Source organism: Haloferax sp. Q22 (genome assembly GCF_001482285.1).
GTDB lineage: Archaea > Halobacteriota > Halobacteria > Halobacteriales > Haloferacaceae > Haloferax.
Genome location: NZ_LOEP01000039.1, coordinates 1 through 17,990 on the forward strand (window position 1 = coordinate 1; position 17,990 = coordinate 17,990).

Consider the following 17,990-nt stretch of genomic DNA (forward strand, 5'->3'; position numbering starts at 1 on the left):
GCGAACTCGTCCTGATGTGTACGGTTCACAACATCAAGCAATCGCTGAACCCGTGAAATCAAGCTACGTCTGGCGATTCACCACGGCCGAGCAGTCTAACATCCTCATCGTCGGGCCGGCGGAGACCGCAGCGGAGTACAACCTCTGTACGCAGCTCATGACCGGCGACTCGGGAGCCGCAAATCAGCTTCTCGTGTCCGTCGAGACGACGCCCGAAGAGCAGCTCAACATCCTCAACAACTACCGCGTCGGGAGCGTCGAGAACCAGACGCTCATCAGCATCCAGTCGTACGACGCCTCCGGGACAATCGACGCCGCTGACCTACCGATAACTATCAAGACCGTCACGAAGGCGACGGACCTCCGTCGCATCGGACTCCTCATCACGAAGTCGCTGAACGAGTGGGGCGAGTCGTCGGCTCAATCGACGCTCTGTGTGCATTCGCTTTCGAACCTCATCACCGCGGTGAACAACAACCAGCGCGTCTTCCGGTTCCTCCACATCCTCACGAATCGCATCTCGTCGGCTGGTGCCCGCGCCCACTACCACGTCGACCCGGCGCGACACGACGACCAGACGCTCCGGACCTTCAAGTCCCTGTTCGACGCGACGATAGAGTTCGAGTCCGACGGGTCGCTATCGCTCGGCTGAGACGGGCGTCGCGCCTCACCGGACGTCGTCTTCGTTCCACTCGAACGTGTTCTCGTCGGCGTCTATCGCCGCGTCCGGGTCGATAGCACCCGTGGCGTCCGCCGTCTCGCCGGTCCCGTCGTCACCGGTCTCGTCGTCGCCGGTCGAGACCGACTCGAACGAGTCGATTATCTCGTTGACTGCCGCCAGACTCTGGCTCACCGAGCGGTCGGTCGTTCCCGACGCGCCGCGCTTCGGTTCGGGCGTTTGGTCGCCGGAGCCAGCAGGGCCCGGTTCGGTGTCGCGGTCGCTCGCGCCGTCGGGTCGCGCGTTCGCTCTCGGTGCGCGCCGCGTGCCCCCGTCGCTACTCGCGACTGTCACGGTGTAGTCGGTGAGCACGAGCCACTTGGTCTCTTTTTCGACGCCGTGCAGCGGGCGCTGACAGTTCGGACACTCCGGGCTGGTGAGCAGCGCGAGGTCGATGGTCTCCCCGCAGTGTTCGCAGTCACCCTCGTGGGTATCGACCTCCTTTGCGGCCTGTTTCACCCGGCGAAGCTGCTCGCGCTCGGCGCGTATCTCGCGTATCTCGGCCCCGTACTGCGTCTCGAACTCCGTGAGCTTCGTCTCGATGCGGTCGTCGGTCTCGACGAGGTGCTCGAGAATCGTCTGGAGGTTCTCGAACTCGTCGTCGAACCGCGTGTCGAGCGTCCGGTGTCGCTCGCGGAGCGTCGATTCGACCTCGCTGAGTTCGGCCGGCAGGTCCTCGACCTCGTCGAGTGCGGCTTCTACCTCGTCGAGTTCGGCATCGACCACGTCCAGTCGCGTCGTGAGCGCCTGAACCGACTGTTCGAGGTGCGCGCGCCGCTGTGCTTCCGTCTCAACCTCCGCTTCGAGCCCCTCGATGAGTTCGAGGACCTCGGCTAGTTCGTCGTCGCTCACGGGCTTGTTCTCCGTATCATCTCTGGAGCGCGTTGCGCGCTTCGCCTCGCTGGATCTCTCGTCCGAGGCGGGGCTGTCGCGACCCAGAAGTTCCGTGATTTCGTTGAGTTGCCAGTGCGACGCGAGCAACTCCTGGCACAACTGGTCGCGCGATTTACCGGTCTCGCTCATTCGCTGGTCCAGCCAGGCTTCGAACGACGACGGAGTCTCGTCCGCTGGGTCGTTGTCGACGGGGTCGGAGACCATGTACTGTACTGCCTCGCGGAACCTATCGGTCGCTAGGACAAAAGTTTTCTTGCGTCTCGAACTATCTGCCCGTATGTACGTCCCGCGAGTGCCACGTCCCCCTCTCGACAATGGGATTTGACGACCGCCTCGAGCTCTTCGTCACGCAGCAGGCTCGGGTGCTGGTCGCCGTGTTCGCCATCGCGGGCGTCGCGTGTCTAGTCGCCGCCGGCTACGTCTTTCTCACGCCGACGATCCAGACGGTGACCGAAGAGACGAACGTGCAATCGGTCGAGACCGGCGTCGACACGCGGGCGGTCGTCACCCAGGACACGACGCTCTACGAGCGTGGGTCGACGCTGGAGAACCGCTCTGTCTACTTCATGACGATTTCGCCCGACGTGTCGTTCCGCGTCCACACCGACGTACCAGCGAATCAATCGGTCAACGTCACACAGCGATTGGTCCTTCGCACCGTCGGCGTCCGAGACGGCTCGTCGTTCTACGAGAACGAGACTGTCCTCGTGGACGACCGGACGACCGTCACCAACGGGACCGCCGTCAACGCGCCCGTACTCAACGTCTCCGCGCTCGACCGCGATCTCCAGCAAAAGCGGACCGAGACCGGCGGCGTCGGTCAGTTCAGGACGAGTCTCAACCTCACGGTGACGTACCAGACAGGGTCGTACAGCGGGACGCTCGAAGCGAGCACGCCGCTCGTGTTCTCCGGGCGGGCCTACTACCTCGAACGGTCGCTGGCCGACGACCGGCGGCACTCGACGACCGTCGCGCGGAGCGTGACGCAACCGTCGACCCCCGTCGAGTACGGCGGACTCGCCGCGGCCGCGCTGGTGCTGTTCGGACTCGCGGGCCTCGTCATCCGCACCGAGTACCGAAGCGACCCCGAGGAACTCCGCACGAAAATCTCGCACAGTCGTCACGAGGAGTGGATCTCCCGGGGCGAGTTCCCGACGGACGCGAACAAGCCGTACATCTCGATTCTCACCCTCGAAGACCTCGTCGACGTGGCCATCGACACGAACCGGCGTGTCATCTTCGACCCCGAAATCGAGACGTACGCCGTCATCGACAGCAGCGAGATCTACTACTACTCGCTCGACGAGACCAACACGCACGCGTGGCTCAATCTCTGAGCCGCCCCTTCGAACGTGACCGTCCTACGGCGGCCGTTCGAGGTTTTCGAACTGGTAGCGACGATTCGTCACCGTGTGGTACGCCGCCGAGAGGCCGAACGCCGCGACGATAACGGTCGGGTAGGCGAGAAGCGGAACCGTCCCCGTCGGGAGCACGTCGGCCCACAGAGCCGCCACGATGAGACCCGAAAGGACCGAGAGACCGAGGTAGTACACCCCCCACGGAACCGAGTTCTCGGGGACGATGTCCATGTAGATGTCGAGGCGCTCCATGCGCTCTGTGAGTTCGACTTCGCCCCGGTCGTAGCGGAGGACGCCGGCCTGTTCGAGCCGCGGCAGGTGCGTCTGCTGGAGCGACGTGTAGACGGTCTTTCGCTCGGCGGAGGTCAGGTCCGGAATCTCCTTGTCCTGTTCCCACGCCGCGACCTGCTCTGCGAGGTCCGAGAGCTCGACCGTGCCGTCGGTTCGCTTGCAGTAGTGGAGGGTGTATCGACGGCGGTGGTTGCTCATCAGGTCGAAGATCTCGTCGCGCGTTAGCGCGTCGTCGCCCTCGCCGCCGTCGTCGGCATCCGAGGCTGACGCGCGGCCGAGCAACCCGCCGGCACCGCTGGAACTCATCTATCGACCGTCGATACTGCCCCGCTGTACATAGTTCCTCTGCTGTCAGCGACTACACAGATACCGTCTCGCCCAGCGCACCGACGGCTCCTGCCCGGTTAGCCGCCGGAGTCCGGCGACTCTCGCTCGACGTGAATCCGCAGCGTGGCGCTGTACGTGTCGGGGTCCGGAAGGTCCTCCAGCGTACCCGGTCCCGTCCACGGAATGAGGTTAATCTGGAGGCCGAACGGGATCGACTCACCCGGTCCGAGAACGCCCTCTGACCCCGATACCGCCGGGCTCACGTCGAGCAAATCGTCGCCCGACGTCCCCGGAGATAGCGCCTCGTCGCCCGCCGTGACCTGCAGCGCCGCCTCCACGTCTTCGAGCGTCGAGTCCGAAAGCGAGTCGCTCGTGACGTCGAACTCGAAGTAGACGCCGTCGATGTCGACCTCGCTGACGTTGGTGAGGTGGACGATATCCTCGAAACGAGTGATTGCGCGCTTGTTGACGCCGTTCTCGTCGCCGCCGGGGGTGAGCCGCGTCACGTAGCCGGACGAGTCCGTCTCGACGTGAATCGGCGGATCGTTCGCCGCCGTGAGAGAGAGGTAATCCGGTGCGACGATACGAAAACTCGCCCCAGACGTGGACTGGGTCGTCGTCGTGGCGCTCACGCCGAGGACACCGCCGATAATGAAGAAATTGCTGAGAACGAAGAGGGTCTGGCGGCGTGTGGGCATGGGGTTGCTGTATCGCGTTCTCCCGGAGCGCTACGCGCTCGGGTCGTCCTGTGTCGCGACCGCGGTCACTTCGTCGATGAGCGTGATACTCTCGCCGTTGTTCCCGAAGTCACCAGGTGAGAGGGCGTCTTCGATGCTACTCGCCGTCGTATCTACGGCGAGTTCGACAGATTCGGTCCCGGTGCCCGAAGAGACCATGACGTAGTTCGCCGGTTCGGTGGAATCGATCGACGACGTGTCAGTTGAGACGGTCTGCTTCGTTGAGTCGCCGTGTTTGAACTGGAAGGCGGTGTACGCCTCTTGTTTCGTGATGCCGCCGTCGGTGACAGCCGTGCCGAGCGTGGTGAACTCGAAGCCGACGTAGTAGTCGTCGTCAGCGTTGTTGTTCGTGATGTCTAGGATATTCCCGAGGTTCTTGTTCTGGTCCGCTTCAACGGCGACCTGAATCTCGACCATATCGCCGGTGAGCGTGCTCGACCGGTCGATGACGTGGACTTTGGGAAGTTCGTCCGGTTCGAGGGCCTCGAAGTCGATGTTCCCGTCGCTCGTCCCCGCGTCGGGGAACGTCGTAACGTCGCTCCCCGGGTTGTCCGGAACCGTAATGGAGATGTCTGCCCCCGGTGAAACGACGCGGAAACTCCCGTCTTCGTTCGACGAGAGCACTTCGGTCGCGCCCGTCCCGAGGACCGTTCCGGTTCCGACTGCGAGCGTTCCAATCGCGGTGATAACGGTGCGTCGTTTCATTCTGTCGTACTCTGCGACCGGTGTGTGTCGGTTGTCGAGTGGGTCATCGTGGCTGATTCGAAGCTCTTCACGACGACTGCTCGGTCGCGACGATGGTCAGCGACGGCTCGGCGTCGATAGAGCCCGCGTTGTTCAGTGTCGAGTCCGTCGTGTCGATTTCGACGTCGAGCGCCGCGGAGTTGCCGCTACTCAGGTCGACCGTGCTGCCGGAGCCGATCGCGTCGGTGCTGGCGTCGCCCACGTAGAACGTCACGACGGCGACTGCGTTGCCGCTCCCGTCGCCGAAGACGAACGATGCGCTTCCGGACGCTGTCGGACTGTTGCTTGGTGCGTCAGTCGACACGCCGACCGTCGCCCCGGTCCAGTCGGCCGAATTGTTCGTGATGGTGACGACATCGGAGAGCGTCGTGACCGCGTTCTGGTTGAAGCCACGGTCGGTTCCGGAGTCGTCCGCGCCACCGAGGTTGATGGTCAGCGTGTCGCTGTTGTCGTTGCTGACGTAGTTGTCGTCGCCTTCAATGGTGAGGTAGGCGTTCGCGTCGCCTGCCGTGTCCACGCTCACTTCACGCGCCGCGCTCACGGTCGTAAAGGCGCCCGTTCCCACGAGTGCGCCGCCGCCGCCGACGAGCGCTCCGAGTCCGATCAAGATGTTGCGTCTGTTGATTGCCATGGTTGTGTTCTCCCTGACACAGGTGACTGCGTCGTTGTCTCTCCCAACAGAGCCTACCCACTTTGTATTCCGGTGCTTGAACGAGTCCTCGGTCGCCGTTCCGTTCGACAAGCCCGGCTTTCTCCCCGACGACCCCCGTTCAAGCCCACCTTTCGGGGCGCATATTCGGCGCTCAAGCGAGAGTTTAAGACCGCGAAATCAGCTCGCAGTCTGTCGATTTTCGTTCGAATTCGACGTTCGTGGTGTCTCTTTGCATGATTCTTGGTAACACGATTTTCGAATCATGGCACAATTGAACACGACATACTAACACAGCGTACGTGAGAGCCCAGCGTCGTGACACGTGACGGATTCCACCGGCTCCCGAGCGCCCGGTCTCTACGCCCCGAACGGGCGGACGAGACGGCGATAGGTAATTACGGGTTCACACGTAGTGTTCCACACACGCCGTGAAACTCAGCGACGTCCTCGAATATGCGGTGCTCGGACTCCTCGTCATCGCCGCCGTCGCGCTCCTGTTCGGGCAGGCGCTCGGCCAGCCGGTGCTCCTCGGCTACGTCGAGACGGGGAGCATGGCACCGACGATGGAGCCCGGCGACGGCTTCATCGCGGTCCCCTCGGTCCTGCTCGAAGACCCCGAGTCCGGCGACGTGGTCGTGTTCAACGCGCGCGAACTCCACGGCGGCGGGCTGACGACCCACCGGGTGGTCAGGTGGACCCAAGAGGGGTACATCACGCGCGGCGACGCCAACCCCTTTACCGACCAAGAGAGCGTCGAGCCGCCGGTCAAGCGCTCGCAAATCGTCGCCGAGGCGCTGCAGGTGAACGGGAACGTCGTCGTCATCCCGAAACTCGGTGCCGTCGTGGGGGCGGTAAACGGGCTTGCGACCGGCGCGTTCGACCTCATCGGGAGCCTGCCGGGGTTCGAGAGCGCCGCCGACGGGGAGCCATCGCCGATGTTCCTCGTCGCCATCGGCGGGATTCTCATCGCGCTGAGTCTCGTGTTCGACGGCTCCGGTGGCGGCCGAAAACAGAGTTCGCACAGCCGTCGCCGCCCGGACTACTACACGAGCGGCGTCGTTCTCTTCCTGCTCGTCGTCATCGTCGTCACGCCCGCGACGCTGAGTATGGTCCTCGGGTCGGGGCCGACGGAACTGACCATCGTGAGCTCCGAGTCGCCGAACGAGAACCCACTCGTCGTCGGCGTCGGCGAGACGACGGCCATCGACTACACGCTGACGAACAACGGCTACGTCCCGATTATTACTGTCCTCGAATCCCGTGACCCGGGTGTCTCCTTCGGTCAGTCCGTGTTCGTGGTCCCCGGAAAGGGCTCGCGAAACACGACGCTCACCATCCAAGCACCGGACCAGACCGGCGCGTACGACCGCGAAATACGCGAACAGCTGTACGTTCCCGTGCTCCCGCAGACAGTCATCCTCGGCTTACACGAGGTTCATCCGCTCCTCGCAATCGCGGCTATCGACGCCGTGTTGGCGTTCGTGACGCTCCTCGTGAGCGTCGTCGCACTCGGTCTCGGCCCGATTCGGCTGCGCTCGACGGGCCGGAACGTCTCGCTCGTCGAGCAGTTCAGACGCAAGTATCTGTGAGTGCGCTGGACGCCGATAGTCTGCAACGTCCGCGCTCCCGACTTCGACTACCCGCGAACCTGTCCGGCGCTCGGCGTTCCGGTCACTCCCGCGCCACCGGGGTCGTAGTCGAGGGTGTCGTCTCGGTCTTCGACTTCGAGGCCGTCGACCGAGAGCGTCGCCGACGCGTCGCCGAGTCCGACGGTGAGTTCGGCGTTCGTGGTGCGCAGGTCGGCGTCGCGGAGGAACACGTCGCCGTCGGCCGAAAGCGACACGTCCGCGTTCGTCGTCTCGAAGACGCTCTCGTTCGCGTGGAGTTCGCCCGCGGATTCGACGGTAATCTGCGCGTTCTTCGTCTCGACCGTCGCGCCGTCGAGCGTCACGTCACCGGCCCCCGACTGGAGGTCGATTTGAGCGTTCTTCGTCTCGATAGACGCGCCCGCGGCACCGACGCGCTCGCCAGTGAGGTCAATCTGTTTCTCCCCGTGGACCGTCGCGTCCTCGATGTCGAGGAGGCCGTCGTCGGCGTCGAGCGAAATCCGTCCGTTGACGACCGTAATCGAGGCGTTCCGCGCCGACACCGTCTCCCCGCCCACCTCGATGTCGCGGTTCTGGTTCTGGAGGCTCGCGTCGCGGATGTCCACCGAACCGTCGTCGGCCGCGAGTTCGATTTTCCCGTTTCGCGTGCTGATGGCCGCGCCGCGGGCCTGAACCGACTCGCCGGAGACGGTGACCTTGCCGTTCTGGTTATCGAGCGTCGCTCCCGTGACGTTCACGGGGCCGTCGTCGGCCGCGAGTTCGATTTCGTCGTTCGTGTTCCGGATGGTCGCACTACCGGCCTGAATCGTCTCTCCAGTCAGCTCGACCTTGTCGTTCTTCCCTCGGACCGCGCTCTCGCGCACGTCGAGCGTCCCGCCGTCGGCCGCGAGTTCTATCTTCCCGTTTTTCGCGTCTATCGTCGACTGACGGAGCGTTATCGACTCGCCTGAGAGGGTCGCCGCTCCCCAGTCGGAGACGACGGTGACATCGGTGAACTCGATGCTCGTCTCAGCCTCGATATCGACCGAGTCACCGCTCGTGAACGTCGTGTGCCTGACGACGACGCGCTTGGCCGAGATATCGATAGCGCGCCACCCGTTGTCGATGGTTCCGTTGTCGGTCCCGACGACGAGCACCGCATCGTCATCGTCGAACGTCGCGACCTCCTGTTCGGTCAGGACGCGCTCGCCGTCGTCGTAGGCGATGTCCTCGTCGGTGTCGACGTACGCGACGCCGTCCGACGGCCCCGCGGGGGTGCCGTCGCCGCCATCGTCGCCATCGCCGTTATCTCCGCCGTCTCCGTCGCCGCCATCGTCGCCACCGCCATTGCCGGGATTGCCACCACCGTTCCCGCTCGTGCAATCGTACTCAACTCGCGCTTCGAGCGTCGCATCGGAGATAGAGACGCCGTCCGCCTGTGCGGAATCGACTTCGACGATGAGTGTCGCCACGCCGCTGCCCGTGTTCGGTCGCCGGCAGTAAGCCGTCACTTGGTGTTCGCCGCCCCGGCTGAGCGTCGGAGAGCCGCCCGACTGCGCGAGCGAGAGGGCGTTCGTGTCCAAGCGGGCGCTGTACTCGACGGTCACGTCGGTGTCGAGGTTGTTCACGATTGACCCGACCGCCACGGCGTTGCCGCGGCTGGGGCTCGTCACGACTTCGCCGGTCGGTTCGAGCGCGACGAGGGCCCGATCGTCGTCGACGACGGAGACGTCGACCGGCCGCTGTCCGGAGACCGAACTAAAACTACCCGTCGGAACCGCGGCGAGGGTGACGCCGAGCACCGCGATGAGGACGCCGGCGTACCAGAGATTCTGATTCATGCGACGGTCTCCAGAGCCTACTCGTCCGTAAGACGTGGAGCGCCTTGTACACACCGACTGTCGGCGGTTCGGTCGGCCGCGCTCCTCGTCCGACGGCTGCGGCTCCCGAGAACAGTTAGTTACGCCCCACGAAGGGGGTGACCGAACCTAAGGGGAAGGGGGGAAGGGGGGATGAGTTCGGTCAAGTGGATGCGTCCGAGGGGTTACTCTGTACGGTGCTGCATCCGATTGGACACAGTCGCTTCGAATATATAAATGATTCTGATTGTCAATCTGAAGAATAATCTCTCCGGATAGTTATAACGATGTTATACCTGTTACAGCTAATGAAACGACTATGCTTCTCGGTATCGTCTCTCCTGTTATGGCGGAACACACATCGGCACGACGGCCCAGCGACGCACTCGACCGGGCGACGGCCCACGTCGACCGCGCCGAGGAACTCCTGTGGGAGTACGCTCGCGACCTCCCGGACGACGCAGACGACGAGTTTGACCGACTCTTCGAGCGGTTGTGGGCCGTACAGAACGAACTCAGACGGGTCTCGCTCTCGGCCGCCGACGCGGCCGACGAGGAGGAGCAGACGCTAGTCCCGTTCGACTTCCCGTCGACCGACGACTGACAAGTCCCGGCTGGGTCGTGCCGGTGACTACTCCGCTTGCCGTTCTAACCACTCTCTCGCGTCGCTGACGAGGTCTGACAGCGCCTCCTCGATGGGACCCTCGCCCGCGAGGTTCACGCTCCAGGTGACCTGCGACTGTACCGCTTGGAGGTTGAGCATTGTATTCTGGATTCGCGACGCTAGCACCACCGGGACCGTCGCGTCGAACCGCCGGATACCCTTGACCGCCTCGACGCCGTCGAACATCGGCGGGGCGTGGAGGCAGATGACGAGATGGGCCGGTGCCGCGGTCAACTGTTCGAACAACTCTTGGTTCGACTCCACGAACTCCACGTCCACGTCGGACTGCGCCATCGCCGAACCCGCGGGTTGCGGGCCGTACGCGAGGATGCGCGGCGTCGCCGCTATGCTTGTCTCAGACACGCACCTAGCTGTTCACCGAGAGCGTATTTGACACTTTCTCCGGAATGAAGCGTCGCCGACCGTGCCCTTGCTCCGGCAGCGGTCTGCGACGCGACCGGGTTAAAACAACGTATCGAGTCGCTCGTCGACGACTGCCTCCGCGTCGTCGCCGCCGTCGCCGCCGTCGTCGCCGGTCTCACGGTCGCGGCGGTCCCGCTCGGCCTCGACGGCGGTCGACTGGATTTCGGACACGCGGTCACTCCGCGACACGTCGCCGAGGAGGACGAGCACGCCGACGTGGTTCGACTCGGGGAGCGGGTAGTCGCCGCCGCGGACCTCCATGCTCCCGGTCTGTTCTTCGACCCACGTCCGACTTCGCTCGATGGCCTTCCGGTTGAGCCACTCGGGCGGGCCGCTGACGACGACCAGTCCCCGGGACGCAGAGCCGACATCGCACGGGAGGGTGAGCCGACCGAGCACCGCCTTCCGCGTCTGGGTCGTGATGCGGTTGATGGAGTCGAGCTCGTCCACTGACGACGACCCCCCGCCCAGCAGTCCTTTGATGCTGAAACCGCCACTGTCGTCGTTCTCGGGGAGTTCGCTCGCCGCGTAGCCGATAGTCGAGATGCCGCCGCCGCGGAGGGTGTTGATGACCTCCGAGGAGTCGACGACGCTCTCGCCGACGGTCCCCGACTCGCTCACCTCGCCCGAGGCGAAGAGGATACCGAGCCGTCGCACGAGTTCTTCGTTCATCGTGTCGTGGGCCGCCGCGACGTCCTCGCCGCTTTTCGCCCACGCCCCGTTGTCGAACGCGAACACGTGGTCGGTCACGTCCACGAACGTCTTGAGCGACCGCGCGGCGTTGCGCGAGTAGAGCGCGCCCTCGTCGGCGGCGGGGAGGATGCCGACGCCGTAGATGGGCTGTTCGTAGATGCGCTGGAGGTGCTTCGCGAGCACGGGAGCCGCACCGCTTCCTGTGCCGCCGCCGAGGCCGGCGAAGATGAGAAACGCGTCGGCCGTGGAGGTCGGCGACCCGTCGGTGCCGCGAAGGAGCTGTCGGCTGTCGCGCTCGGCGAGTTCCGCGGCGAGTTTGTTGTCCGCGCCGACGCCGTGGCCGCTCACCTCGTCCGCGCCGAAGAGGATGCGGTTCTCCTCGGGTACGAGGTCGAGGCCGCGGAGGTCCGCCGACGCGGTGTTGTACGCCACCGCGTCGACGACGTAGTCGGCGTTCGTGCGCTGTTCGTACCGAAGGAGGGCGTCGAGGACGTTCCCACCCGCTTGTCCCACTCCGAAGCAAAGGACCTTCATCGTCTCTCTGTGACACGCCATCAGTGGTGAATCTTCTGTTAGCGGACTGTCACCCGTGGTTCTCCGGCCCCGCCGCTGCCGACGGGGTAGTTCTATACGACCCGGGCGAGAACCACCGGCAAACTGCATGACCTGTCCGCGGTGTTCACAGCCCCTCTCGACGCTCTCGCTCGACGGCCGCGCGGCGCGCTACTGCGAGCGCTGCGGCTTCGTCGGCGTCGAGACGGTCCACGAGCGCGACGCGCCGGACCGAGAGTCGTGGGACGACGCGATAGCCCGCTTTCACGAACGGGTGGTCCGCGAGGCGCGCGAGCGCGACGGGGGCGTGGTGGCTGAAGACGAAGGCGGCGACGACGAGTCCGCTGGCGGCGACAGCGAGTCCGCTGACGGCGACGACGAGTCCGAACCCGAGAGCGACGAAGCTGACGCCGACAACAGCGAGAGCGACGCGACTGAAGGCGTCGCCGAGTCCGGAGCCGTCGAGGCCGACGAGACGGGTGACAGCGACACCGCTGACCGCGAGTCCAGCGACTACCAGCGCAAAAACGGGGAGGACGGCGACCGCGGGGACGAGGGCGACGAGTAACGCGCTCGTTCGCGCGCTCCCGGCGGCGCGTCGACCTTGGTCGTGACGTACTGTCCGGTCGGGTGCGTCAGTTCGGGTCGACGCTCAGTTTGATTCCGGCGCGGCTTCTGCTTCGGGTTCCGGTTCGGGCTCGGAGGCGCTCCCGTCGGACTCCTCTTCGGAGCGGGCGGCGACGAGCGACCCGCGGGCGACGCTGTACAGCGGGCGGTCGATGCTCCGGACCTCGTTGACGGAGAACGGAATCGTCGAGTCTTCGAGGTGGTGTTCGAACAGCTCCTCGAAGCCGTCGGGACTGGAGGTACCGCCGGTGACGACGACGGGCACGTCGAGGCCCTCTTCGATGTCCTCCTCGTCGACCTCGCGCTCGATGTTCTCGATGACGTAGTCGAGGAGGTTCTCGTAGTAAATCGAGAGCGCACCCTCGACGCCGCCGACGTCCGTGCGGAAGTCGAGTTGGAAGTCGTCTTCCTTGATAGACGTGACCTTGTCGACGGCCGTGCCGGTGGCTTGGGCGGTCTGCTGGTCGATCCAGTCGCCGCCGCGGGCGATGGAGAACTGCATGACCGGCACCGCGTAGTACGCCAAGCAGATGTTCGTCATGCCCGCACCGAAGGAGACGCCGAGACCGGTGAAGTTGTTGTCGGCGAGTTCGCTGTAGATGACTGCCATCCCCTCGTTGATGGGTTCGGGGTCGTAGCCCATATCGCCGAGCATCGATTCGAGCGTCTTGTCGTGATACAGCGTCGAGAGGTCCGAGTCGATTGGGTCCGCCGGACTCGAATAGAACAGGCGCTCGTTCGGCCGGGAGGGCGAGCCGACGACCTGCTCGATGATGAGCTTGATCATCGGAATCGCGGAGGACTCCTCGCTGGAGAGGATGCCGTGTTGCATCGGCCGGCGCGTCTCCTTGCCGAAGATGTTCGCGAAGTTGAGTGCGTCGTCGCCGACGACGTACACCTTGTCGTCCTTGCGGATGTGGAGCACGTCGCTCCGCGAGAGCATCTGCTCCGCCATGTCGCTGTAGTCGATTTCGACGAACGAGTTTCGCTGCTGGACAAATACGGTCTCACTCCCATCCTGGCTCGCGGACAGGATGTTCATGGTACCTACGTCAAGGCCTTTCGCCATACCTCACGCGTCGTAGGGCTGTCGCATAAATCTGTATGCGCTTTTGACATTCACTTCCGCCGATGAATCCAACGCCGAACCGATAGCCCGGCGTCCCGCGACGACTCAGGAGAACAGTCCGCGAATCCGGTCCACCACGCCGTCCGAGTCCTCGCGTTCGGCCTCTGCCTGCTGTTGCTTCCGAAGCTCGGCCAGCGCGGTGGCCTGGTCGTCCGTGCTGTCGCCGACCGCTGTGTCCTTCTTCCCGCCGCGGAGCCCCTGTAGCCCGGCGACCGCGTCGTCGACGCCCCCACCGCGCGTCTCGGTCACCTTGGCGTTCTCGAAGCTCGCCCGGTCCACGTCGTCGACGGCGGAGGTATCGAGCTTCAGGCGGGTGGTCTCGGTCTTGCGGACGCCGCCCCACGACAGTTCGGTGTTCGACATCGCCTCGTCCATGTCGCGGCGGACCTGCGCGGAGACGGCTTCCTCGTCTTCCTCGTCGGCCGCCTCGGACGCCGCGTTGTCCCCAGTCGCGGCGGGGCCGCTCGTCCTCGCGCGGGCGAGTTGGAAGCCGACGAGCGACGTGCCGCTCGCGGCGACGACCGCCACCGCGCCGAGCGAGTAGATGCCGACGATGCGGCCGCTCTGGTCGGCGCTCGCGGAGACGTTCCAGTTGTGGGGGTACGCGCCGACGAACTGGACGACGGCGACCGCACAGACGAGGAGCCCCGCGCCCGCGAGGACCGTCGGGAACCGGTACTGGGAGGGAAGCAGGACCACGACAGACACCAAGAGGAGGGGTATCCCGAGCGCGCCGGTGACGCCCGCGACCTCACGGAGTTCGTACTTGAAGATGTTCTCGGGCGGGATGCCGCCGCTCCACACCACCGCCGCGAGCGCGACGGCGAGCAGTCCGATAGCCGTAAAGAACAGCGCGAAGCCCACATAGACGGTCGTCTCGTCGGGGTCGGCGTCGACGTACCGCCGGTAGAGGGCGATGAGGGTGTTCTGCCCGTCACTCGACATGCCTCAGACCACTCTCCGGCGCGACATATAATGTTCGCCGGGTTCGGGGTTCGTACCGCCGCCGGCGTCCGAACCGGCGCCCCGCCACGACCCGCCGGCGCACCGTCACTGTCCGCCGAGCTGCTACTGCCCGCCGGCGTGCTCGACGGACATGTCGTAGGCCGCAACCGTGTCGTCGAGGGTCGCTTCGGTGAGCGTGGGGTCCGCGTCGAACCGCGCGCTGGTGAACCGAGCGGGCCCGCGGACGACGGTGTCGCCGAAGGCCGCAACGTCCGTCACGTGCGTGTACGCGAAGTCCAGTCGACCCTCGATTTCCACCCCGAAGACGAGCGACTCGACGGTGCAGTCGGAGAAGTCCACGTCGCGCGCGACGCGGACGTCCGAACAGAACACTTCGTCGCCGAAGCGCGCGTGGTCACAGACGACGCTCCCGCCGACCGTGGTTTCGACCACTCGAACTGGCGAGTCGGCGGCACAGACCGCGTCGGAGAGGTCGAGGCCGCCGGTCACGGTCGCGCGGACGAACGACGCCGCCCCCGACTCGAACCGCGCGCTTCGGAAGCGGAGCGCCCGTCCCTCGACGGTCGCGTTGTCGAAGGAGACCGGGCCGTCGAACGCGCTGTGCGTGAAGTCAACGGTCCCGTCGCGGGCGGTGAGCCCCGTGCAGTCTATCCGACCGCCGAAGCCGGCGCTCGTCGCGTCGATGCCGCCGCTCACCGTGAGTCGGGTCGCGTCGACTTCGCCGTCGACCGTCAGGTGTTCGAGCGAGAGGCCGTCGCCGACGGTCGCCGACGCGGCGACGATACTCCCGCGGACGCGGCAGTGCGCGAGGGAGAGCCGACGGTCGCACGCGACGTTCCCGAGGTCGAGGCGACCACCCACTCGGGTGTGAGAGAACCACGCTGGCCCGCCGAAATGAGCCTTCGCGAGCGACACGCCGTCGTCGACGACGCCCTTCCGGAACGTCGCCCCGCCCTCGAAGCGTGTCTCGGTCGCCACGACCGCCCCCGCGCTGAAGCCGGTCGCATCGAAGCGCTCGCCGAAGCGCGCCCCGCAGAGCACCCATTGGTCCCCGACCTGAAGGTTGCGACAGACGACCGTCGCGGGCGCGTCGAGTCGCTGCATGCACACCGCGCCGCCGACCGAGACGCGGTCGAGTCGGAGCGCGCCGCCGAGCGCCGCGTCGCGCAGGTCGATATCTCCTTTCACCATCGCGCCGCGGAAATCAAGCGACGCGTCGTCGGCGAGCGTCAGCCCTGCGAGGTCGATGCGTTCGAACGACCCGCCGACGAACGCCGACGGCCGTTCGGGGTCGATAACCGTCTCGCGGAGCGCCTCGGTGACGGCCGCGGGCCGCGTTTCGCCCACCGGACGGTGAAAGAGACAGCGGTCGGCCGCACCGCTCGCGGGGTGCGGACACCGCCACACCGATGGCGATTCGTCGGCACCCGTCTCGTCGGCGGCGTCGAAGACGTGCTTGTAAGCACAGCGAGCGGGGCGTTCCACGTCGCTCGACCGTTCGTTGTTATCACGTAAATAGATTGTCACGACATCGAGAGCGTCCGGGTTCACTTTCGTCGCCGACCCAGTCGGCTGATCTGATTACCGCTCGATGAAGGGCGCGCCGGCCTCCGCATCGCCGACGACGGCCGAGAACGTCGCCGCGAACTCGAAGTCGCGGACGGGGAGCGTGACCAGCCGAACCGTCTCGCCGGCGCTGTCGTGGAAGCCGACGACGGTCCGGTCCGACTCGAGTTCGACCGAACAGCCGGCGAAGACGGGGCGGTTGAGCTGTATCGTCCGCACCTCCCGGACTTCCTCCGGGGTCGCCTGCTCGCCGTCGTGTCGGATCTGCACGAGTCGCGTCTCGGTCAGAAGCACCGTCATCTCCTCGTAGTGGCTGACCGACCGGAGCGTCTCGTGCTCACCGACGAACTCGTGAATCGACTCGTAGAGGCTCATACGTCGCCTACTCGACCCACTCGTATCAACGTATCTACAACAGTTTTCGCGTCTTTCGACCGTCAGTGCGGGTCGCGGACCTCGCGACTCGCGGCCTGAACGGTTGGGGCCCAACCGACTGTCAGAGGCGTGCAGGCGGGACGGGCCCCGTGGCTGGGCAATCGTGCTGTCCACATCCTGACCAACACGACCGCCCGCTATACGGTCGTCGTGCAGAGTATATCAACATATGTGCTCGTTGGCCGCGTGGACGGTGAAAACCGGTGTTCGAATCAGTCGACGGCTTCGATACCGGGGTCGCCCGTCAGGACGATGATGTCGGCCATCCCCCGAACGGACCTGAACGGGACCCGAATCCCCCGCGGGCCGACTTCCATTCCCTCAGGCGGGTCTTCGACCGAGACGAGAAGTGCGGTCACGCGGTCGGCGTCGAGGTCGACACAGAGGTCGACGGCCTCGCCCAACCGGTTCCCTGAGGCGGTGTACACGGGGCGGCCTTCGATGCTCGGAATCGGTTCGATGCCCGTCGGTGACTGGGGGACCATACCTACGCCATCGAACGTGTCAATGAAAAATACCTCGGTCGATACGGACCGCGTTGCCCCCGTCTTCCCGACTCCTGCGGCGTTCGGGTCCCGAACGCGGACGCGAAAACCCGCGGTTTGCGCGGTCTTCGACACTCACTCGGCGATGTTCGACCGGACCACAGCACTCCGGTTTCGGCGGTGTATCGCCGCGGAAGAAGGACGGAATCGGGCGCTTGTGACAGCGTGAGCGGCTGACATGCCGATCCTCCGATACGTATTTAGGGAAACCTAATAGAGATCTATCTGGTCAGGATAGTTGAGCCTCGGTGTTCCTTCCACAGACCCACCACCACTACTGAGGCCTCTGGCCACCTTCTTAGCCCCGTATTCGACCGTGAGCACGCGCTTTGTTCCGGTGAGTTCGATGCGCACGCGCCGTCGCCGACCGACCGCTGTCGTTCCGGCACGACCAAACGCGGCCTTCACGTTTATGTAGACGAACCAACTGGTTCACGTATGGTGAACAATCCGGTACGGGCGTACGGGGCGCTGGTCGTCATCGTCGCGGCGGCGGTCAGCGGTGCCGTCATTCTCTCGGGTTTCGTCGCTATCGACTTCGTACTCGACACGGTCACGGTGTGGGGATACATGGCTGCAGTCGGCGTGATGGTCGTCTGCGCGGTTGTCAGTTGGCTGACCGACCTCCCCGGTATCCTATCGAGCGAATTCGGGAACTGAAAACGGTGATACGGCGGGGCATTGGCCGCTGATGTGTCTCCCCCGCTCGCTGCTCCAATTCAGTCGCCCGCTTTTTCGTGTAGTCGAGGTCGTGCGGACCGTGTACCTCCTTGCGGTACGCTCCGTCGTTCTCGGAGGTCGTTTGTGTGCAGTATGTGGGCACACCCTGACATTTATGTCGGCCAAAATGTATTTGGTCAACCATGACCCGCGGGTGTAAAACGTTCTGGCAGGGTACCGTTTCGCTCATACTCGCAGCAATTGTTCTTTCCGGGGGGTCGTCGGTTTCGTCTCACCGACTGTCGTATCCGCGGCTCCGGCGGATTCTGTGCAGTCGACGAACCTCACGAGCAACGGTGCCGGCCAGGGTGTGGTCCATACGCAGAACGACTCGAACGCAACACAGTCATCACCGACAAATACGACCAACTCGTCCCTTTCTTCTTCGACAACAACTAACTCGTCGCTTTCTAACGAATCGGCCGTGGTGAATCGCCAGACGTAGCTTGATTTCACGGGTTCAGCGATTGCTTGATGTTGTGAACCGTACACATCAGGACGAGT

Annotated in this window: 20 protein-coding genes and 1 pseudogene; 6 read left to right on the forward strand and 15 right to left on the reverse strand. The window is 64.9% G+C overall.

The window, feature by feature from the left end:
* Positions 1–652: pseudogene (locus tag AM590_RS18040) on the forward strand (hypothetical protein); the annotation flags it as partial.
* Positions 653–667: 15 nt separating this feature from the next.
* On the opposite strand, the gene AM590_RS18045 reads toward AM590_RS18040, so the two are convergent.
* Complete coding sequence (locus AM590_RS18045; protein ID WP_058828686.1) at positions 668–1,816, reverse strand: hypothetical protein; 1,149 nt, start codon at positions 1,814–1,816, stop codon at positions 668–670.
* A 110-nt stretch (positions 1,817–1,926) separates the two neighbouring features.
* Here AM590_RS18045 and AM590_RS18050 point away from each other — a divergent pair, with 110 nt between their 5' ends.
* Complete coding sequence (locus AM590_RS18050; RefSeq protein ID WP_058828687.1) at positions 1,927–2,949, forward strand: DUF5305 domain-containing protein; 1,023 nt, start codon at positions 1,927–1,929, stop codon at positions 2,947–2,949.
* A 24-nt stretch (positions 2,950–2,973) separates the two neighbouring features.
* Here the strand turns inward: AM590_RS18050 and AM590_RS18055 are convergent, their stop codons facing one another.
* From AM590_RS18055 to AM590_RS18070, 4 genes are all read right to left on the reverse strand, one after another.
* Positions 2,974–3,567 carry a hypothetical protein gene (locus AM590_RS18055; protein ID WP_058828688.1) on the reverse strand — a complete coding sequence of 198 codons (594 nt, stop codon included), beginning with the start codon at positions 3,565–3,567 and terminating at the stop codon, positions 2,974–2,976.
* Positions 3,568–3,665: 98 nt separating this feature from the next.
* A complete protein-coding gene (locus tag AM590_RS18060; RefSeq protein WP_253805962.1) occupies positions 3,666–4,220 on the reverse strand; it encodes a hypothetical protein in 555 nt (184 codons plus the stop codon).
* Positions 4,221–4,316: 96 nt separating this feature from the next.
* On the reverse strand, positions 4,317–5,030 hold the full coding sequence (locus AM590_RS18065) for a hypothetical protein (protein ID WP_058828690.1): 714 nt from the start codon (positions 5,028–5,030) through the stop codon (positions 4,317–4,319).
* A 67-nt stretch (positions 5,031–5,097) separates the two neighbouring features.
* A complete protein-coding gene (locus tag AM590_RS18070; protein WP_058828691.1) occupies positions 5,098–5,700 on the reverse strand; it encodes a hypothetical protein in 603 nt (200 codons plus the stop codon).
* 449 nt (positions 5,701–6,149) lie between these two features.
* Here AM590_RS18070 and AM590_RS18075 point away from each other — a divergent pair, with 449 nt between their 5' ends.
* On the forward strand, positions 6,150–7,310 hold the full coding sequence (locus AM590_RS18075) for a signal peptidase I (protein WP_058828692.1): 1,161 nt from the start codon (positions 6,150–6,152) through the stop codon (positions 7,308–7,310).
* Positions 7,311–7,357: 47 nt separating this feature from the next.
* Here the strand turns inward: AM590_RS18075 and AM590_RS18080 are convergent, their stop codons facing one another.
* Positions 7,358–9,148: a hypothetical protein gene (locus AM590_RS18080; RefSeq protein WP_058828693.1), complete on the reverse strand. Its 1,791-nt coding sequence runs from the start codon at positions 9,146–9,148 to the stop codon at positions 7,358–7,360.
* Between the two features lie 364 nt (positions 9,149–9,512).
* Here AM590_RS18080 and AM590_RS18085 point away from each other — a divergent pair, with 364 nt between their 5' ends.
* Positions 9,513–9,770: a hypothetical protein gene (locus AM590_RS18085; protein ID WP_058828694.1), complete on the forward strand. Its 258-nt coding sequence runs from the start codon at positions 9,513–9,515 to the stop codon at positions 9,768–9,770.
* A 27-nt stretch (positions 9,771–9,797) separates the two neighbouring features.
* Here the strand turns inward: AM590_RS18085 and AM590_RS18090 are convergent, their stop codons facing one another.
* Both AM590_RS18090 and AM590_RS18095 read right to left on the reverse strand, forming a co-directional pair.
* Positions 9,798–10,193, reverse strand: a complete 396-nt coding sequence (locus AM590_RS18090) for a histidine kinase (protein WP_058828695.1) — start codon at positions 10,191–10,193, stop codon at positions 9,798–9,800.
* A 99-nt stretch (positions 10,194–10,292) separates the two neighbouring features.
* The gene (locus AM590_RS18095) at positions 10,293–11,480 is read right to left on the reverse strand and encodes a tubulin/FtsZ family protein (protein ID WP_058828696.1); all 1,188 of its coding nucleotides are present in this window, start codon (positions 11,478–11,480) and stop codon (positions 10,293–10,295) included.
* A 127-nt stretch (positions 11,481–11,607) separates the two neighbouring features.
* On the opposite strand from AM590_RS18095, the gene AM590_RS18100 reads away from it, so the two are divergent.
* On the forward strand, positions 11,608–12,066 hold the full coding sequence (locus tag AM590_RS18100) for a zinc finger domain-containing protein (protein WP_058828697.1): 459 nt from the start codon (positions 11,608–11,610) through the stop codon (positions 12,064–12,066).
* Between the two features lie 84 nt (positions 12,067–12,150).
* On the opposite strand, the gene AM590_RS18105 is transcribed toward AM590_RS18100, so the two are convergent.
* From AM590_RS18105 to AM590_RS20610, 6 genes are all read right to left on the reverse strand, one after another.
* Positions 12,151–13,167: a cell division protein FtsA gene (locus tag AM590_RS18105; RefSeq protein WP_042663325.1), complete on the reverse strand. Its 1,017-nt coding sequence runs from the start codon at positions 13,165–13,167 to the stop codon at positions 12,151–12,153.
* A 132-nt stretch (positions 13,168–13,299) separates the two neighbouring features.
* Positions 13,300–14,199: a hypothetical protein gene (locus AM590_RS18110; protein ID WP_058828698.1), complete on the reverse strand. Its 900-nt coding sequence runs from the start codon at positions 14,197–14,199 to the stop codon at positions 13,300–13,302.
* 123 nt (positions 14,200–14,322) lie between these two features.
* The gene (locus AM590_RS18115; protein ID WP_058828699.1) at positions 14,323–15,705 is read right to left on the reverse strand and encodes a pentapeptide repeat-containing protein; all 1,383 of its coding nucleotides are present in this window, start codon (positions 15,703–15,705) and stop codon (positions 14,323–14,325) included.
* A gap of 96 nt (positions 15,706–15,801) precedes the next feature.
* Positions 15,802–16,161 (reverse strand): hypothetical protein, encoded by a 360-nt coding sequence (locus tag AM590_RS18120; RefSeq protein ID WP_058828700.1) that lies wholly within the window; start codon positions 16,159–16,161, stop codon positions 15,802–15,804.
* A gap of 272 nt (positions 16,162–16,433) precedes the next feature.
* The gene (locus AM590_RS18125) at positions 16,434–16,706 is read right to left on the reverse strand and encodes a PRC-barrel domain-containing protein (protein WP_058828701.1); all 273 of its coding nucleotides are present in this window, start codon (positions 16,704–16,706) and stop codon (positions 16,434–16,436) included.
* A gap of 270 nt (positions 16,707–16,976) precedes the next feature.
* The gene (locus AM590_RS20610) at positions 16,977–17,120 is read right to left on the reverse strand and encodes a hypothetical protein (protein WP_157575482.1); all 144 of its coding nucleotides are present in this window, start codon (positions 17,118–17,120) and stop codon (positions 16,977–16,979) included.
* Between the two features lie 84 nt (positions 17,121–17,204).
* Between AM590_RS20610 and AM590_RS18130 the strand changes: the two genes are divergently transcribed.
* Positions 17,205–17,426 (forward strand): hypothetical protein, encoded by a 222-nt coding sequence (locus AM590_RS18130; RefSeq protein ID WP_058828702.1) that lies wholly within the window; start codon positions 17,205–17,207, stop codon positions 17,424–17,426.
* Between the two features lie 246 nt (positions 17,427–17,672).
* On the opposite strand, the gene AM590_RS21025 is transcribed toward AM590_RS18130, so the two are convergent.
* Positions 17,673–17,990: hypothetical protein (locus AM590_RS21025; RefSeq protein WP_216635681.1), on the reverse strand; the 318-nt coding region annotated here is incomplete at its 5' end.

Excerpts from the sequence above, each read along its gene's own strand:
- AM590_RS18065 (WP_058828690.1), bottom strand. The coding sequence starts at position 5,030 with ATGAAACGACGCACCGTTATCACCGCGATTGGAACGCTCGCAGTCGGA.
- AM590_RS18120 (WP_058828700.1), bottom strand. The coding sequence starts at position 16,161 with ATGAGCCTCTACGAGTCGATTCACGAGTTCGTCGGTGAGCACGAGACG.
- AM590_RS18125 (WP_058828701.1), bottom strand. The coding sequence starts at position 16,706 with ATGGTCCCCCAGTCACCGACGGGCATCGAACCGATTCCGAGCATCGAA.
- AM590_RS18070 (WP_058828691.1), bottom strand. The coding sequence starts at position 5,700 with ATGGCAATCAACAGACGCAACATCTTGATCGGACTCGGAGCGCTCGTC.
- AM590_RS18105 (WP_042663325.1), bottom strand. The coding sequence starts at position 13,167 with ATGAACATCCTGTCCGCGAGCCAGGATGGGAGTGAGACCGTATTTGTC.
- AM590_RS18130 (WP_058828702.1), top strand. The coding sequence starts at position 17,205 with ATGGTGAACAATCCGGTACGGGCGTACGGGGCGCTGGTCGTCATCGTC.
- AM590_RS18055 (WP_058828688.1), bottom strand. The coding sequence starts at position 3,567 with ATGAGTTCCAGCGGTGCCGGCGGGTTGCTCGGCCGCGCGTCAGCCTCG.
- AM590_RS18050 (WP_058828687.1), top strand. The coding sequence starts at position 1,927 with ATGGGATTTGACGACCGCCTCGAGCTCTTCGTCACGCAGCAGGCTCGG.
- AM590_RS18100 (WP_058828697.1), top strand. The coding sequence starts at position 11,608 with ATGACCTGTCCGCGGTGTTCACAGCCCCTCTCGACGCTCTCGCTCGAC.
- AM590_RS18085 (WP_058828694.1), top strand. The coding sequence starts at position 9,513 with ATGGCGGAACACACATCGGCACGACGGCCCAGCGACGCACTCGACCGG.
- AM590_RS18110 (WP_058828698.1), bottom strand. The coding sequence starts at position 14,199 with ATGTCGAGTGACGGGCAGAACACCCTCATCGCCCTCTACCGGCGGTAC.
- AM590_RS18095 (WP_058828696.1), bottom strand. The coding sequence starts at position 11,480 with ATGAAGGTCCTTTGCTTCGGAGTGGGACAAGCGGGTGGGAACGTCCTC.
- AM590_RS18045 (WP_058828686.1), bottom strand. The coding sequence starts at position 1,816 with ATGGTCTCCGACCCCGTCGACAACGACCCAGCGGACGAGACTCCGTCG.
- AM590_RS18080 (WP_058828693.1), bottom strand. The coding sequence starts at position 9,148 with ATGAATCAGAATCTCTGGTACGCCGGCGTCCTCATCGCGGTGCTCGGC.